The following is a 16257-nucleotide window of genomic DNA, read 5'->3' as shown; positions in this document are numbered from 1 at the left end:
TGCGGCCGCCGTACCGGATCCGCGCCCGCCGTTCGTCCTAGTAGAGGGGGTGATTGGATGAATGACGAACGGATGACGGAATGATGAAGATCACGATGAACGCTGCGATCTGCGGCGATGTCGAACGCGAGGGCGGGATGTGTCGCTCGATGAGTTGAAACGCTGGTTCGTGGAGGAGGTGCTTCCCCACGAGCCGCAGCTGATGCGCTTCCTGCGCAGGAACTGGCGCGACGTCGACGAGATCGACGATCTCCGGCAGGAGGTCTACGCGCGCGTGTTCGACGCCGCGGCGCAGCGGCGGCCCGATTCGGCGCCGGCCTTCGTGCTGTCGGTGGCGCGACATCTGCTGATCGACCGGGCGCGTCGCACGCAGGTCGTCTCCATCGAGGCCTACGCGGACATGGAGGCCGTGATGCCGACGGCCGATGAACTCAGCCCGGAGCGGCACCTCGCGGGACGCAGCGAGCTGCGCTTGCTCGAGGCGGCGCTCGCGGCCCTGCCGCCGCGCTGCGGCGAGGTGGTGCGGCTGCGCAAGGTGGAGGGCCTCTCGCAGCGCGAGGTGGCGGAGCGCATGGGCATCACCGAGGACACGGTCGAGCGGCAGGTGTCCAAGGGCATCCGGGCGCTGGCGCAGGCGATGGGCCGCGACGACCGCGGCGCAAGGACGCAGACGCGCGACCGGCGCGCGCAGGACGATCACGAGGCGGCGCAGGGCCAGGACCTGCCGACGCGGAAGCATTGACGATGAACAGCAATTACAGGACCCCTGCGGAGGGCGAAGCCACCGGAGCCAGGGCAGTGGACGCGATGGCGGCGGACTGGCTTGCCGCGCGCGACGGCGAGGGATGGAACCCGGACCGCCAACGCGCGCTCGACGACTGGCTGGCGCAGTCGACGACGCATCTGGTCGCTTTCCTGCGCCTGGAGTCCGCGTGGACGCGCGCGGATCGACTGCAGGCCTTGCAGGGGTCGCAAGGCTCGCAGGGCGTGGAATATGAGTCCGACGTCCCGGTACCGTCCCGCACGTTCGCGCGACCGGCATTCTGGACTCGCCGCGTGACACGTTGGGGCGCGGGCGCGACGGCCGCGTTGGGCCTCGCGTTGAGCATCGGCCTGAGCGAGCCTGGCGGCGTGTGGCCGTGGCGCGCGGGCGAGTCGCATGTCACCGCGGTCGGTGAACGCGCGGTGGTGGCGCTGACCGACGGCTCGTCGCTGACCTTGAACACCGACACGCGGCTGCGCACCGAGGTCGACGCGCGCGAGCGCCGCGTGTGGCTGGACAGCGGCGAGGCCTACTTCGACATCGCTCACGACGCGCGGCGGCCGTTCGTGATCCATGCCGGTGCGCAGCGGGTGACGGTGATCGGCACGCGGTTCTCGCTGCGGCGCGACGGCGATCGGCTGCGCGTGCGGGTCGTCGAAGGGCGCGTGCAGGTGGACGGCCAGTCCGGTGCCTCGGCGGTGCTGGCGGCGGCCGACGTGGGCGAGGCGACGCGGGCCTCTCTCAAGCTCGCACATGAAACGCCGCAGGCGGTGGCCGGCGGATTGGCGTGGATGCAGGGCCAGCTGCAGCTGGACGGCATGACGCTCGCGCAGGCGGCGGCGGAATTCAACCGCTACAACCGGCGGACCTTGCGCATCGAGAACGAGCGCGCGGCGCAGACCCGCATCGACGGCACCTTCGACGTGAACAACGTCGACGGCTTCGCGCGCCTGCTGCGCGCGGGGTTCGGGCTCAAGGTCGAGGAGCGCGGGGACGAGATCGTGATCCGGTGATCCGGTGATCATCTGCCGTGGCGGCTATCCTCGGCGATCCGATCATCTGTCGTGCCTGCGGGACGGGCACTCGCGCTCCATGAAGATTCCGGATCATCGCGACGCAGCGCTTCTGGGCTCCTACGCCGATCGGGATGAATATCAGGTCGGTAGCATCCTGGTCTGGGTGCGCTTTCATGCGCAGGAGACCAGGGCGGCTTGTACAGACTTTGCCCTTCAGCAGTTGCCAGAAGTGCTGGCGGCCCTTCCCGACGCGATCGCAATGGCACGCGCCTTTGCGCGCGAACAGGAACCGGAGTTCTGGCGCCAGCATGAGGAAGCGGGCACGGCCGGCGAGTTGCTTTCCGTGTGGGGCCTCTGGATCGATCCCGTCCGGGGACTTACGACCTATGGTGTGCAGGAGAACCTCGACTTCGAAGTCCCTCAGGACAGCGTCCTTCCGGCGCTGCCCGTGGACTGGTACGTGGCGATCGAGCGAGACAAGGCAGGCGCCCTGATGGTCAAGCGCAGCTGACGCCAAGAGGACGAGGAGGGCTCAGCCCGGCAGTCCTGGCCTGATCCCGTAGAGCGCCAGCATGCCGAACACATGCCCGATCGCGACGCCGGGCTCGCCGGACTCGATCCGGGCGATGGTCTGGACATGCACGCCCAGGCGCGTGCCCGCCGCGCCCTGACTCTCGCCGGCGGCCGTGCGCGCGGCCTTCGCCGCGGCGCCCAGCGCCTTGATCGCCTCGAGGGCGCCGTCGTCGATGTCCACGGAGATGCGTTTGCCTTGTGCCATGGGACGGCATTCTCGCCGGACGGCGAGTCGATCGGTGCGCGGTCGCGACCTCGACGCTGCCTAACGACCGGTCCGTCGCGCCGAGGTGATCGCGGCCTGGAGCTTGGGCAGCGCCTCGGCGAGGGACTCATCGCCCAGCGCGCTGTCGCCCAGCAGGACGCCTGGCGCTGTCTGCACACGCCGGCAGCAGTCGGCCACGAGTTCAAGTCGCAACCCGCGCGCCGTCGACTCCTTCACTAGGGCGTCGGCGGGCACGTCCTCCGGCAGCCACCAGGTGAAGTGGAACCCGCCGTGTTCACCGCTGGTCCGCAGCGGCGCCGGCGCGACCGCCTGGCGCAGCGTTTCCAGCACGCGTTCCCGCCGCCGCGCATACACGGCGCGCGTGCGCCGGATGTGGCGCGCCAGTCCACCGTCGGCGATGAACGCGGCAAGCGCGCGTTGCTCGATCAGACCGACCGACGGCCCCATCGCGCGACAGGCCGCGGCGAAGGCGGGCACCAGCGCCCGCGGCACCACGGCGTAGCCGATGCGCAGGTCGGCGAACATCGTCTTGTTGAAGCTGCCGCAGTGGATGACGCGGTCGTCCTTGTCCAGGCTCTTGAGCGCGGGCAGCGGCGCGCTGCGGTAGTTGAACTCGCTGTCGTAGTCGTCCTCCAGCAGCCACACCGAGCGCTCCCGCGCCCAGCTCAGCAGCTCCAGGCGGCGCGAGACGGGCATGGTCACCCCCGTCGGTGACTGGTGCGCCGGCGTGACGTGGGCGAGCCGCACACCGGCGTGCCGGCGCGCCCGCGCGACCGAGAAGCCTGCGTCGTCGATCGCCACGGCGGCCAGGCGTCGCGCGAAGGGCGCGAAGATGTCGGCGGCGAGCGAGTACCCCGGGTCCTCGATCAGCACCTTGTCCGTCGCGCGCAGCAGCACGCGCGCCGCGAGGTTCAGGCCTTGGCGGATGCCCGCGACAACGATGACCTGGGCCGGATCGCAGGACATTCCCCGTGCGGCGCCGAGGTACCGCGCGACCTCTGTCCGGAGTTCCCACGCGCCGAAGGCATCGTCCTCGGCGCTTGCCTGCAGCTGCGTGCCGCGAGCCGCCGCCTGCAGATGGCTGCGCCACTCGGCGAGCGGGAACAACGCCGCGTCGGCCACCCGCGCGACGAAGGTCGCATCGTGGCGGGTCGGACGCGCGGTGGCGGAGCGAGGCACCCCTGACGACATCGACAGAGGCATCGGTGCAGACATCGGCGTCGACGATGACATCGGCATCGGCATCGGCATCGGCATCGGCATCGGCACCGGGGTCGGCATCGCCTTCGCCGCTCGCGCCGATCGCTCGGGGCTCAGGAACTGGTCGGGCAGCGTGGCGCTCACGTAGGTTCCGGAGCCGACCACGCCGGCCACGTAACCCTCCGCGCGCAATTGATCGAAGGCGACCTCGACCGTCGAGCGCGCCACCGACAGCCGCTGCGCGAGCGCGCGCGACGACGGCACGCGCATGCACGCCTTGAGCGTCCCCTGCAGGATGGCCTCCCGCAGCAGGCGATACACCCACGCCTGACGCGTCTCGCCATCGACAAGGGGCAGGGCGGGCAGGTCGAAAGGCGCGCTGGCGGCCGTCGAGCCGCGCGGCAATCCGCCGCGTGGAAGTGGCTTGCTCAAAAGGTTGGAAGTGGCTGTTCCGGGGAGGCCACAGTGTAGGCAGGATCGCTCTCCATGCAAGTCCTCGACGCCTCCTCCGACACGTTCACCCTCATGCCCCATGGTGTGCGCGTGCCCATGGCCGCTCATCCGAGCGTGCTCGATGCCGCGCTGGCGGCCGGGCTTTCGGTGCCGTTCTCCTGCCAGCGGGGCGCGTGCGGATCCTGCGCTGCGGACTGCGTCTCAGGCGATGTCGAACACGCCTCGACCGCTTCGGCGACCGCGATCGATCCCGGCCCGGGGCGCGTGCTGATGTGCCAGGTGCGCGCGCGCGGGGAGGTTGTCCTGCAGGTCCCGGACTGGATCCCTCAAGCGCCGCCGCAGCGACTCGAGATGCGCGTGCTCGCGCGCCGACCGTTGAGTCCGGATGTCGTGGAACTCGTGCTCGATCCAGGCCGCGAAGTGGAGACACACGCAGGTCAGCACCTGCGCATCCGGCTGCCCGACGGCGACCACCGCTGCTTCTCCATCGCCAACCGTCGCGAGGATCCGCGCGATCCCCTCGAGCTGCAGATCCGTCGCGTGCCGGGCGGCCGCTTCTCCGACGCGCTGCTGGGCGGGTTGATGCCCGGAGCGGTGCTGGACGCCGAGGCGCCGTTCGGCGCGCCCGCGATGCCCGCACCGGACACTCCGCTGGTGCTGCTGGCCACCGGCACGGGCTACGCCGGCGTGCGGGCGTTGCTGCAGGCGGCGCTGGCCGATCCCGCGACGCCTGCCGTCACCTTGTACTGGGGCGGACGCCATGCGGCCGACCACTACGCCGGTGATGAGCTGGACGCCTGGGCGGCGGCCGATGGCCGGCTGCGCTGGCAGGCGGTGTCGCCGGAAGCGACGAAGGGCCACGCGGGGGAGGACGGCGCCCTGCAACGCCATGTGCAGGACCATGCGCTGGCGGATGGGCACGACTGGTCGAGCGTGCGCGTGCACGCCTGCGGTCATCCGGGGATGCTGCGTGATGCGCGTCTGGCGTTGCAGGCCGCCGGGTTGCCCGCCGCACGCTGGCATGCCGACGCGTTCGTTCCCAGTGGTCGGGACGATGCGCCGCACGACTGGGAACGCAGCGGGCCGCAGTTCGACCTCGCCGGCATCGTGGCGGCGCGTGAGCGTTCGATCGTCGCCGTGCAGGACATCGCCGCCTTGCTGCGACCGGGCATGTCCGGGGAGGAGGCGCGTCTCCTGGCCGATGAGCGGCTGCGCGCGATGGGCTCGCAGCGCAACTGGCATCCGACGATCGTGCGCTTCGGCGAGGACACGACCTGCACCTCGCGCGAGCCGGGCGATCCCTCGCGACGCCTGCGCGTGGACGACATCGTCTTCATCGACATCGGCCCGGTGTGGGACGGCTACGAAGGCGACTACGGCGACACCTTCGTCTTCGGCGCCGACGAGGCGCATCGGCGTTGCGCCGAGGCCGCGCGCGCGGTGTTCGCGGAAGCCCGCGCGGCGTGGGTGGCCGGCGCGAGCGGCGTGGACCTCTACGCGCTGGCGGAGACGGCGGCGCAACGCCACGGCTGCACGCTGGTCCGCGAGATGGCCGGGCACCGCGTGTCCGACTTCCCACACGCGCTCTACGGCCGGCACAAGCTGGCGCAGGCCGGCTTCGCGCCGGGGAGGGCCTCTGGGTGCTGGAGATCCAGGTCCGCGATCAGGTGCGGCCGATCGGCGCCTTCTTCGAGGACGTGCTCATGCGTCAACCGAACCCGTGCGGATCCGCCACCCTCGGCCAGTAGTCCAGCGACCTCAACCGATACGGCGTGCTCGCGAAGTCGCAGTTCATCGCGCCGGGCGTGGTGACGTAGAGCACCGCCTTGGCGATGGGCGCGAATTCCGCGTGGAAGTGCTGCGTCGACTTCACCACGATCAGCGCCTTGTTCTCCAGCGTCAGGCCCAGGCCGGTGAACGCGTCCGTGCCGTAGGTCTGCGTGCGGATCGAGCAGAGCACGATGTGCACGCCGTTCGCCGCCTCGACCCGCACGCAGGTGCCGAGCCGCTCGCGCGTGCCGAGCGCCGATTGCGTGTGATCCTCGACCACCGCGCGCACCACCACGCGCAGGTCCAGCGGATCGCCCGAGGCCGGTCCGCACTTGCCGCCGATGCGCAGGTCCAGCTCCGCGCCCACGCCCGCGTCGCGGCAGATGTGCACCGCGCCGAGATCCCACAGCGCGCCCACGACCACGTTGCCGATGCCGCGCTGCACGATGCGGCGCAGGAGGAAGGTGCTGTCGCACGGCGCGCCGCCGCCGGGGTTGTCGGCGATGTCGGCCAGCACGACCGGACCTTCGCCCAGCGCCAGCGCGCGGTCGAGCGCGCCGTCGACATCGATCAGCTCCGGTGCGATCGCGTCGCGCAACTCCCAGAACTCGCGGCCCAACTGCTCAGCGAGTGAGCGCGCGAGCGCGGGGGCGTTGTCGGTCACGACCCAGAGCTTCGCGCCCGCTTCGGGCACGTCGCCCCACGGGAAGCCGTGGCCGAGCGACACGGAGAGCACGCCCGGCGCGCGTTCCAGCGCCTGCATGCGCGCGACGAAGGACCGCATCGGCTCGCGCGTCGTGTGCCAGAGGCCGACCATCTTGCAATCGAAGGTCGACGTCACCGGCCGCACGCGACCCGCCGCCGTGTCGACGAGGATCCGGTAGAGCTCGCGCCCGCGCGGCTCCGCGTCGATGTGCGGGTACTCCTTGAACGCCACGATCGCATCCGCCGAGCGCTGCATCAGCGCCGTGAGATGGCAGTGCAGGTCGAGTTCCAGTCCGATGGCGACGCCCGGTCCGACGATCTCGCGGATGTGCGCCGCGAGATCGCCTTCGCAGTCGTCGTAGCCCTCGGCGGCCATCGCGCCGTGCAGCAGCAACTGCACCGCATCGACCGGCATCGCCGCGCGCAGGTCGGCGAGGATCTCGTCGCGCAAGGCCTCGTAGACATGCCGCACCGTGCGGCCCGACGGCTGCGCGATGGCGCACAGGCTCTCGGCGACCTCGTGACCGTCCGCCTCGATCAGCTCGCGCAGGAAGCGCATGAACGCGCCCGTGCCCTCGGGATCGCGGCGGCTCGCGTCGCCGTGGAAGATCCCGTATTCCTCGAAGCCGCCCAGCCCCGTCGGCGCCGGCGCGAAGGTGTTGGTCTCGGTGGCGACGTGGGCGATGAAGAACTTCATGGACCGCCCGGTGCTGGCGGCGCTCGTGCCGTTGGTGATGCTCATGAACGCTCAATAGTTGAGGTTGAAGGCCATCAACTGGCCGACCACGCCGATCCAGACGATGCCTGCGAGCGCGAGCGCGACCAGCACACCCCAGACGCGCGTCAGGCGCGTCGCGTCGACGCGGCACAGCTTCCAGGCGACCCACACGCCGACGAGCGCCGCCGCGACCGCGAACACGCCACTCAGCTGCATCAGGCCGAACAGCCAGTCGTTGCCGCCGTTGTAGAGCGCCAGATCGGTGCTGAGCACCGGCATGATCAGGACCAGCCAGGCGGTCACCCAGACGAGGTCGATGACGACGGCGATGCGCTGCCAGCGGCGCAGGCGGTGCAGCGCCGCAGACGCGCCGCTGGTGGCCCGATCCGCCCGGCGCAGCAGCGCGCCCACCGGCCAGGCGACGAGCGCGCCAGCGAGCACCAGCAGCGACAGGCCGAGGATGCTCAGCGTCAACGGCGCGGAGCGCAGGAAGGGCGCTTCCTGCAGCACGGAGACGGGGTTCTCGCTGTCGATCACCGTCTTCACGCCGTCGACGTCGGCCAGGGCGAGTTCCTGCAGCCCACCCTGCTTGCGCCACAGCTGCGGTGCGACTTCGCGGAAGGTCGCCATCTCGCCGGTCGGCCCCGAGGGCGCCAGGATCGTGCCGTCAGGATTGGCGGCGATCACCGTCTGGTTCATCAGGTAGAGCGCGCTGAGGAAGCCGTGCTCGACGCGGCGCGAGGTCTGGTAACGGCCCGCGATCAGCTGCGCATCCTTGGTCGCCGACGCCAGCGCCGGCGCATCGACGACCGGCTTGCCGGGGAAGTAGCGGTCGAGGAAACCTTCCATCAGCGCCTTGCGCGCGAGGTAGACCGCCGAGTCCTTCCCCCGGCTGTTGAAGGACACGAAGATGCCGACGCCTTCGTCCGGCAGCAGGCTCAGGTCGGAATGGAACACGATGGTGTCGCCACCGTGGCCCAGCAGCGTGCGGCCGTTGCGGAACTCGCGGAAGAAGCCGTGCGCCATCACGTTGAAGCCGGGCCGCGCCGGCGCGGACGGGCTGTGCATCAGCGCGGTGGTGGCGGGGCTCAGGATCTCGACGCCGTTGAACTTGCCCTGCTGCAGATGCGCGAGCATGAAGCGCGCCATGTCCGCGGCCGTCGCGCTGCCGCTGCCCGCGGGCGCGGTGACGACCAGCTCGAACGGGGAGGGCGCCGGATCGCTCGCCTGCCGGTAGCCCTTGGCGATGAAGGGCTCGAACTTCGCCGGCAACGGCTGCGCCGTCGTCGAGTGCAGCATGCCCAGCGGCTGGAAGATGTGGCGGTCGACGTAGGTGTCGAAGGGCTCGCCGGAGACGCGCTGCACGATGTAGCCGGCCAGCGCGACGCCGTAGTTGGAGTAGCCCGGCGCCTGGCCCGGCGCGAACAGCATCGGGCGCGGGTGCTGCTTGAGGTAGTCCTCGTTGGAAGGCGCGAGCTTCGGGTCGTAGGCGAGCAGGTCCTTCAGGCCCTCCTCGAAGCCGGCCGTGTGGTTCATCAGATGCCGCAGCGTGACCGGTTTGCCGAAGGTCTGCGGGATCTTGAAGTCGAGGTAGTCGTTGACGTCGCGATCCAGATTCAGCTTGCCCGCCTGGACCTGCTGCATCACCGCCGTCCAGGTGAACAGCTTGGACGTCGAGCCCGGCCGAACCATCGAGGTCTCGGCGCTCATCGGCACCTTGGCCTTGACGTCGGCGTAGCCGTAGCCCTTCTGGAACAGGACCTGCCCGTCCTTCACGACGGACACGACCGCGCCGGCGATGTCACCGGCCTCGAGCGAGTAGGCGACGCGGCCGTCCAGCCAGGCCTCGAGGTCGGCGGCGGTCAGCGCGACGGCGGCGCGAGGCGCCGAGGCGGAGGGCGCCGGCGGCTCCGGCGTGGCGGCGACCTTGGGCGCGAGCGGCTTCTCCGGCGGGATCGCCGCAGGCTGCCCGCTGGGCTGCGAATGGGACAGCGACGCCGCGGACAACGCCAGCGCCAAGGTCACGAAGCCGGCGAGTCCGGCCCTCTTCATCGGGTTCATCGAGCATCCTTCAAGCGAAACAGGCGCGCCTTGTGGGCGCGCCTCGACTCCATCCCGGGAGCCTCGGGTTCAGAAGTTCTGGTTGAAGCTCATCAGGTGGTGCGCCCCGCCGATCACGATGAGCACTGCAAAGGCCAGCACCCAGATCACGGCCAGCGCCTTCGCCGCCTTGCCGACGGCCGTGCCGCCCTTGAAGGCGAGCCGCGCCTGCCACAGCGCCACGAGCAGTCCGCCGATGAACGCGACCAGGGTCAGGACTTGCGCGAGCGGCAGGACGACGCTCAGATCGCCGTCGCCTTCGAGGCGCGTGAACACCAGCGTCCACAGCGCGACCGCGAGCAGTACCAGCACGCTGGCCACGCGGACCGCCAGCAACGACCGGCCCGGCGCCGCGACGCCATGCTTGCGACGCAGCACGGCGGCGACCGGCCACAGCAGCGTCGTGAGCAGCATCGTCACCAGCGAGAGCCCGGCCAGCAGCAGCGCCAGACCGCTCGACAGCGCCGGCACCGGCTCGAAGACGAAGGCGAAGACGTAGGGCTCCAGGCCCCATCGCACGACGCGGCCGTTCTCGACGACGGCCTGCAGGCGGCGCTTGCCGTGTTCCTCTTCCCACAGATAGGGCTTCACCTCGTGGAACACGCTGCGCGAGCCGGCCAGTTCCAGCGCGACGCGGCCGTCGTCCAGCGCCTGCACCTTCAACGGGCTGAGCAGTGGCAGGAGCGAGAAGAAGGTCGAGTCCTCGCGGCGCGTGCTCTGGTACGAACCGGCGAGCTGCTGCGCATGCTGTTTCGCGGTGGCGTCGTCGACCTGACGCGGCGTCGCGGGGCGGGTGTCCGGCAGGTAGCGGTCGGCGAAGGACTCCAGCACCGTGTCCCGCAGCCACTTGCCCTGGCCGTCCTTGCCCGGCGAGTTGACCGAGATGTACAGCCCGATGCCGTCGTCGACGAACAGCAGCAGGTCGGTATGGAAGAGGATGGTGTCGCCGCCGTGGCCGACGACGCGATGGCCGTTGATGTCGTGCTGGTAGAAGCCCAGCCCGATGCCGAGCAGCTCCGACATCGGCTTCGTCAGCTGGCCATGCATCTGCTTCACGGTCTCCGGCTTGAGGATGCGCGATTCACCCAGCTGCCCCTGCTGCAGGAAGGCCTGCATGAAGCGGCCCATGTCCGCGCCCGTCGCCGACAGGCTGCCGGCCGGTGCCAGGCTGACGATCTCGAAGCCCTTGCCGGGCTCGCCCTGCTTCTCGTAACCCTGCGACATCAGCGGTGCCAGCGCCGGCGGCAGCGGCTGGCGGAAGCTCGCGTGGCGCATGCCCAGCGGCGCGAAGATCTTCTGCTCGACGTAGTCGTCGAAGGGCAGGCCGCTGACGCGCTGCACGATGTAGCCGGCCAGCGCCGTCGCGTAGTTCGAATAACCCGGCCGCGCGCCCGGCTCGTAGAGCGCGGGCGGGATGTAGTCCTTCAGCACCTTCCCCAGGTCGGGCGACTTGGACGTGTAGGTGATCAGGTCGCGCGCCGTCTCCTCGAAGCCCGTCGTGTGCGTGAGCACGTGGCGCAGCGTCATCGGCTTGCCGTTGAACGGCGGGATCTTGAAGTCGAGGTACTGGTTGAGGTCGGCGTCCAGGTTGAGCTTGCCCTGCTCGACCAGCTGCATCACCGCCGTCCAGGTGAACAGCTTGGACACCGAGCCCGGACGGAAGAGGGTGCGCTCCGCATCGACGGGCACGCGCCGGTCCCAGTCGGCGTAGCCGTAGCCCTTCTGGATCAGCGGCTGGCCGTCCTTCACGATCACGACGACGGCGCCGGGCACCTGCGCCATCTTCAGCGCGGCGGGCATCAGGCCGTCGAGCCAGGCTTGTGTGTCGGCCAATGTCATCGGCTGGGCGGCGGCCTTCGCCGCCGGGGCCGGCGCGGCCGCCATTGCGGAGGATGCCGCCGAGGCGGGCGCCGTCGCGGAGAGCGGTGCGATCGGCACAGACTTGGGGCCGGTGGCCGGCGTCTGGGCCGATGCGATCGGCGTCGCCGCGCCGAACGTCGTCAACGCGACGAGCGCGGCCAGCATCAGGGCGCCGAAGCGCGGGGTCAGTGGCTTCATGAGGCGTCGTTCAGAAGTTGTAGTTGACCGAGGCGCCGATCGTGCGCGGCTGCGCCGGCGTCGCGCGCAGCGGGCCGCCGAAGGCGGTGAGCGCGGTGTCGGCGCCGAGGATCGCGCGCTTGTCGGTCAGGTTGCGGACGAAGGCCGACAGCTGCCACGCGCCGAAGTCCATGCCCCACTGCGCATCGACCAGCGTGTAGGCCGGCATCACGAAGTTGGGGATGGAGGTGGTGTCGCTGTCGTAGCCCGCGTTGCGCTTGCCGACGTGCCGCACCTGCAGGCTGGCGTAGGACGGCTTGCCGGCCAGCGCGAAGTTGTAGCGCGCGCCGAGCGACACGGACAGCTTCGCCGAGTTCGGAAGCCTCGCGCCGGAAGGGCCGAGGGCCGGCGCGTCTTCCTTGAGCTTGCCGTCGGTCCAGGCCAGGCTTCCCTCCAGGCGCCAGTCGTCGTTGATCGCGTAACGCGACGCCAGCTCCAGCCCCTTGACCTCGGCCTTGCCGGCGTTGCCCATCACCGTCGTCGCGCCGAAGGCGAGCGGCTGCTGCAGCTTGCTCCAGCGGATGTCGAAGAGCGCGACCTCCAGCGACAGGCGCCGGTCCAGCAGGTCGGCCTTGTAGCCGGCCTCGTAGCTCCAGAGCGTGTCGGCCTCGAAGGAGGTCGGCGCGCCGGGGATGACCTGGCCGTTCTCGTCGATCGCCTGCGGGTTGGGGCCGCCGGGACGGTAGCCGCTGGCGGCGCGGACGTACACGCTGCTCTGCTTGTCGAGCGAATAGCGACCCGTCAGCAGGTAGGTGTTCGACCGGTCCTTGGACGTGGCCGGCTCCGGGAAGTCCGGGGTGTCGTTGGTGAAGGTCTCGTACGCCTGCTTGTTGCGCGCCACGCGGGCGCCCAGCGTGAAGGAGAGCGCCGAGGTCGGATTCCAGGTCACGTCGCCGTAGACGGCGTTCTCCTCGTAGCTCGCGGGCTGGCCCACGCGCACCAGCTCCATGTCGGCGTCCGCGCCGGTGGGCAGTCCCCACAGGCGCTGGTTGTAGTTGTTGCGTTCCTTGTTGTGATACAGGCCGACCAGCCATTCGACGGTGCCGCGCGCCGACGTCAGGCGCAGTTCCTGCGTTTCCTTGCGCAGCTTGGTGCGGTTGTCCAGTTGAACGAAGTCGAAGGCGCCGCCGCCGAGGATCTCGGTGGCGTCCAGCAGCGTGTCGCCGTTGAAGCGCTGGCTCGACACGATGGCGTTCAGGCGCGCCCAGCCGAAGTCGTAGTCGACGTCCGCCGACAGCAGCCGCGTGCGGATGCTGTAGGGCTCGGAGATCGACAGGTCGTGGGTCAGGTCGCCGTGGATCGGCTTGCCGGTCGCGACGTCGTACTGGACCACGCCGGTGCCGTCGCGCTCGATCTTCTGGTCGACCGCAGAAAGGCGGACCTTCATCTTCGACATCGGCTCCAGCAGCAGCGAGACCCGTCCGCCGCGCGTGTCGCCGTCGTTGACGTGCTTGCCCGGCGCTAGGCCGGAGGCCTTGATGTAGCCGCCGTCGTGGTCGTTGAAGGCGGCCACGCGCAGCGCGGCGACGCCGGCGCTCAGCGGCACGTTCACCACCGCGTTCTCCGTGTGTCCGAGCGCGCCGCCCTTGATGCCGCGCAGGCCGAAGCCGACCTTGCCGGAGAACTCCAGCGTGTCGGGTTCGTTGGTGACGTACTTGAGCAGGCCGCCCATCGCGCCCGCGCCGTAGAGCGTGCCCTGCGGGCCGCGCAGCAGCTCGATGTGATGCAGGTCCAGCAGCGACATGTCGAGCGCCGCCACCGCCGCGCCGCCGAAGGCGGTGCTGGAGCCGTAGGCCACTTCGTCGACATAGGTGCCGACCGTCGCCGTGCCCGCGCTGCCCACGTTGATGCCGCGGATGCTGACCTGGCCGCGGCCGGGGCCGCCGTCGCTGCTGACGTCCACGCCGGGCAGGCTGCCCACGTAGTCCACCAGCGAGCCCGCGCCGGATCGCTCCAGGCCTTCGGTGCTGATGGTCTCGACGCGCAGCGGCACGTCCCGCAGCGGCTCGCGGCGGCGCGTCGCGGTGACGGTCACGACCTCCAGCTTCTCTGCCTTGGCCGCGGTGCGGTCGCCGTCCTTCTCGACGACGCCGGCGGACGACGCCGCAGCCGCCGATGCAGGGGCGCCGCGGGCGCGGCCGCCTGACTCCATGCCGACGTGGCGTGCAGCGCCGCGAGGCAGGGCAGCAGCAGCGGCGCGAAGGCGAATCGACGCGTGGGCCGCATGGACCGTGACGATCGTGCAGTAGGCGCTGGTCGGCGGGAACGGGGGAGGCGTTCATTCGGTGGACTCCTGGCGAGGCGGGCGAAGTTGAACCACAAGTTTCCAATTTGGAAAAAGCTTTCACATTGGTGGAAACCTTAGCTGCTATGACGCGAAGCTTCAACTCAGGGTGATCGCGGTGGTCCGCCGGGGCCGCCTTGCTAAGATCGCTTCACTGTTTGCTTCCCTCGACCATGGCCATCGATTCGAACCTTCCTGGTGACCACATCCGCAGCGTGCGACGCCGTCTGGGCCTGACGCTCAGCGACGTGAGCGGGCGGACCGGCCTGGCGGTGTCGACGCTTTCCAAACTGGAAAAGGGCAACATGTCCCTGTCCTACGACAAGCTGATGCTGCTGAGCAAGGGCCTGGGCGTGGACATGGCGGAGCTGCTGGCCGACGTGCCCGGCTCGCGCGCCGCGCCGGGCGGCGGCGGACGCCGCATCGTCGAGCGCGCCGGGGAAGGGCAGCAGGTCGTGACCGAGAGCTACCAGCAGCTCTACCTCGCGACGGAGCTGTTGAACAAGCGCGTCACGCCGCTGATCGCCGAGGTCAATGCGCGCACGCTCGAGGAGTTCAAGGCGGAGTTCGGCGACCTCATCCGCCATCCCGGCGAGGAGTTCGCGTATGTGCTGGAGGGCGAGATCGCCTTCCACTGCGAGCTGTATGCGCCGGTGGTGCTGAAGACCGGCGACTCGATCTACTTCGACAGCGAGATGGGGCACGCCTACCTGAAGGCGTCCGACGAGCGCTGCCGCGTGCTCGCGACCTGCGCGCCGCGCAGCAGCGGCACGCCGGACGGGTTCAGCCAGCATTTCATCGATGTGTCCAAGCGTCTGCAGGAGCCGGCACCGGCGCCCGCACCGACCACCTCGGGCAAGGGCACGAAGGCCGCAGCCACGAAGTCGCGCGGCTCAAAGCGCTGAGCCCTTCTTACTCCCTCTCCCGCTTGCGGGAGAGGGCAGGGGTGAGGGCCAGCGGCCGCGGCAGTGATCCATCCTCCAGCTTCCTGAGCATCGGCGTGAGCGCCAATAGCGCGATCGCCGAAGCCGCAGCGAGCGCTGCGAGCAGCACGAAGAACCCTGCGGGCCCGAGCCACTCCCAGGCGCGTCCCACGACCCCCGACAACAGGTTGCCCGCAAACGCCGCGAGGAACCACGCCGCGATGACCGTCGCGCCCATGCCTGACGGCGCGAGTCGCGCGAACAGGCCCAGCCCGACCGGCAGGATGTAGAGCTCGCCGATCGTGTAGACCGCGAAGAACACCACCAGCCACAGCCCGCTGACCGGCTTGCCATCGGACATCGCGGCCATCGCCGCCAGCAGCAGGTAGGCCGCGGCGACGCCGGCCGCGCCGATCGCCATCTTCCGTGCCGGCGCGGGTTCACGGCCCTTCACGGCGGCGCGCCGCCAGGCGCGGATCAGCAGCGGCGTGAAGAGGAAGACGAACAGCGGATTGAGCGACTGCACCCAGGTCACCGGGATCGCGAAGCCGAACGCATGCAGGTCGACGCTCGTGTCCGCCCACAACGCCAGCGTGTTGCCGCTGTGCGCGTAGGCGCTGCGGAACACCATCACCGACAGGGCCACCAGCAGCAGCGGCACGACGATCGCGGCGGCGCCGGGTTTGCGTCTCGCAGCTCCGGCGGATGCGTCCGCGGATCCTGCCGATCCCGCTGATCCCGCCGCGTCGGGACTGGCGGCGTTGGCCGCCCGTGTGGACACGTCGCGCGGCCGGTCCTGCGGCAGATGCCGGCCGCCGAGCAGATAGATCGCCAGACCCACGCACATGCCGACGCCCGCGGCGCCGAAGCCCCAGTGCCATCCGTAGACCTCGCCCAGCGTGCCGCAGGCCAGCGGCGCGAGCAGGCCGCCGAGGTTCACGCCGACGTAGTAGACGTTGTAGGCGCCGCCGCGGCGCGGATCGTCCTCGGCATACAGGTCGCCGACCTGGCTCGGCAGGTTGGGCAGGAACAGGCCGTTGCCCAGCGCGATGAGCACGAGGCTCGGATAGAACAGCGCCTCCCAGCTGAGCGCGAAGTGCCCGACCGCCATCAGGCTGCCGCCGATCACGATGGCGAGACGCCGTCCCAGCCAGCGGTCCGCGAGGTACCCGCCGGCGATCGGCGTCAGGAAGACGCCACCCGTGTACAGCCCGTAGATCAGCGAGGCGTCGGCCTGCGTGAAGTGCAGCTGCTTGGTCATGTAATAGACCAGCAGCGCGCTCATCCCGTAGAAGGAGAAGCGCTCCCACATCTCGGTCAGGAACAGCACGGTGAGCCCGCGCGGCTGGCCGAACCAGGTGGCGCGGGGGCCCGTCGTGGCGGCGGCGGTGTCGAGGACAGTGCTGGGCGTGGTCATGGTGGCGCTCAT

12 protein-coding genes are annotated in these 16257 nt (G+C 70.3%); 5 read left to right on the top strand and 7 right to left on the bottom strand.

Features of this window, described 5'->3' with window-relative positions:
- The first annotated feature begins 154 nt into the window (after window positions 1-154).
- The 3 genes from ACQ859_RS24655 (at window position 155) to ACQ859_RS24645 (ending at window position 2290) form a co-directional block, all read left to right on the top strand.
- On the top strand, window positions 155-742 hold the full coding sequence (locus ACQ859_RS24655; protein WP_431263183.1) for an RNA polymerase sigma factor: 588 nt from the start codon (window positions 155-157) through the stop codon (window positions 740-742).
- A gap of 2 nt (window positions 743-744) precedes the next feature.
- Window positions 745-1776: a FecR family protein gene (locus ACQ859_RS24650; RefSeq protein WP_431263182.1), complete on the top strand. Its 1032-nt coding sequence runs from the start codon at window positions 745-747 to the stop codon at window positions 1774-1776.
- A 79-nt stretch (window positions 1777-1855) separates the two neighbouring features.
- Window positions 1856-2290 (top strand): hypothetical protein, encoded by a 435-nt coding sequence (locus tag ACQ859_RS24645; RefSeq protein WP_431263181.1) that lies wholly within the window; start codon window positions 1856-1858, stop codon window positions 2288-2290.
- Between the two features lie 21 nt (window positions 2291-2311).
- On the opposite strand, the gene ACQ859_RS24640 is transcribed toward ACQ859_RS24645, so the two are convergent.
- Together ACQ859_RS24640 and ACQ859_RS24635 are read right to left on the bottom strand one after the other, a co-directional pair.
- Window positions 2312-2557 carry a helix-turn-helix domain-containing protein gene (locus ACQ859_RS24640; RefSeq protein WP_431263180.1) on the bottom strand — a complete coding sequence of 82 codons (246 nt, stop codon included), beginning with the start codon at window positions 2555-2557 and terminating at the stop codon, window positions 2312-2314.
- 60 nt (window positions 2558-2617) lie between these two features.
- Complete coding sequence (locus ACQ859_RS24635) at window positions 2618-4210, bottom strand: PLP-dependent aminotransferase family protein (RefSeq protein ID WP_431263179.1); 1593 nt, start codon at window positions 4208-4210, stop codon at window positions 2618-2620.
- 54 nt (window positions 4211-4264) lie between these two features.
- Between ACQ859_RS24635 and ACQ859_RS24630 the strand changes: the two genes are divergently transcribed.
- Entirely contained in the window at window positions 4265-6043 is a 1779-nt protein-coding gene (locus ACQ859_RS24630; protein WP_431263178.1) for a M24 family metallopeptidase, read from the top strand.
- Here ACQ859_RS24630 and ACQ859_RS24625 read toward each other — a convergent pair.
- From ACQ859_RS24625 to ACQ859_RS24610, 4 genes are all read right to left on the bottom strand, one after another.
- The gene (locus ACQ859_RS24625) at window positions 5940-7403 is read right to left on the bottom strand and encodes a M81 family metallopeptidase (protein ID WP_431266647.1); all 1464 of its coding nucleotides are present in this window, start codon (window positions 7401-7403) and stop codon (window positions 5940-5942) included. The two genes, ACQ859_RS24630 and ACQ859_RS24625, sit on opposite strands and share 104 nt — an antisense overlap.
- A gap of 51 nt (window positions 7404-7454) precedes the next feature.
- A complete protein-coding gene (locus tag ACQ859_RS24620) occupies window positions 7455-9485 on the bottom strand; it encodes a serine hydrolase (protein ID WP_431263177.1) in 2031 nt (676 codons plus the stop codon).
- Between the two features lie 69 nt (window positions 9486-9554).
- Window positions 9555-11582 carry a serine hydrolase domain-containing protein gene (locus tag ACQ859_RS24615; RefSeq protein WP_431263176.1) on the bottom strand — a complete coding sequence of 676 codons (2028 nt, stop codon included), beginning with the start codon at window positions 11580-11582 and terminating at the stop codon, window positions 9555-9557.
- Window positions 11583-11592: 10 nt separating this feature from the next.
- Window positions 11593-13773 (bottom strand): TonB-dependent receptor, encoded by a 2181-nt coding sequence (locus ACQ859_RS24610; protein ID WP_431263175.1) that lies wholly within the window; start codon window positions 13771-13773, stop codon window positions 11593-11595.
- Between the two features lie 305 nt (window positions 13774-14078).
- On the opposite strand from ACQ859_RS24610, the gene ACQ859_RS24605 reads away from it, so the two are divergent.
- Window positions 14079-14810, top strand: a complete 732-nt coding sequence (locus tag ACQ859_RS24605) for a helix-turn-helix domain-containing protein (protein WP_431263174.1) — start codon at window positions 14079-14081, stop codon at window positions 14808-14810.
- 7 nt (window positions 14811-14817) lie between these two features.
- On the opposite strand, the gene ACQ859_RS24600 is transcribed toward ACQ859_RS24605, so the two are convergent.
- Window positions 14818-16257: a peptide MFS transporter gene (locus ACQ859_RS24600; protein WP_431263173.1), complete on the bottom strand. Its 1440-nt coding sequence runs from the start codon at window positions 16255-16257 to the stop codon at window positions 14818-14820.

This window comes from Roseateles chitinivorans (assembly GCF_050632235.1).
In the GTDB taxonomy this organism is placed as follows: Bacteria; Pseudomonadota; Gammaproteobacteria; order Burkholderiales; family Burkholderiaceae_C; genus Roseateles; species Roseateles chitinivorans_A.
This window is presented reverse-complemented; position numbering and strand designations above follow the sequence as displayed.

What these genes read in the sequence shown, in the direction of transcription:
- ACQ859_RS24620 (WP_431263177.1), bottom strand. Translation starts at nt 9,485, where the DNA reads ATGAACCCGATGAAGAGGGCCGGACTCGCCGGCTTCGTGACCTTGGCG.
- ACQ859_RS24650 (WP_431263182.1), top strand. Translation starts at nt 745, where the DNA reads ATGAACAGCAATTACAGGACCCCTGCGGAGGGCGAAGCCACCGGAGCC.
- ACQ859_RS24605 (WP_431263174.1), top strand. Translation starts at nt 14,079, where the DNA reads ATGGCCATCGATTCGAACCTTCCTGGTGACCACATCCGCAGCGTGCGA.
- ACQ859_RS24615 (WP_431263176.1), bottom strand. Translation starts at nt 11,582, where the DNA reads ATGAAGCCACTGACCCCGCGCTTCGGCGCCCTGATGCTGGCCGCGCTC.
- ACQ859_RS24645 (WP_431263181.1), top strand. Translation starts at nt 1,856, where the DNA reads ATGAAGATTCCGGATCATCGCGACGCAGCGCTTCTGGGCTCCTACGCC.
- ACQ859_RS24600 (WP_431263173.1), bottom strand. Translation starts at nt 16,257, where the DNA reads ATGAGCGCCACCATGACCACGCCCAGCACTGTCCTCGACACCGCCGCC.
- ACQ859_RS24640 (WP_431263180.1), bottom strand. Translation starts at nt 2,557, where the DNA reads ATGGCACAAGGCAAACGCATCTCCGTGGACATCGACGACGGCGCCCTC.
- ACQ859_RS24625 (WP_431266647.1), bottom strand. Translation starts at nt 7,403, where the DNA reads ATGAAGTTCTTCATCGCCCACGTCGCCACCGAGACCAACACCTTCGCG.
- ACQ859_RS24610 (WP_431263175.1), bottom strand. Translation starts at nt 13,773, where the DNA reads ATGGAGTCAGGCGGCCGCGCCCGCGGCGCCCCTGCATCGGCGGCTGCG.
- ACQ859_RS24630 (WP_431263178.1), top strand. Translation starts at nt 4,265, where the DNA reads ATGCAAGTCCTCGACGCCTCCTCCGACACGTTCACCCTCATGCCCCAT.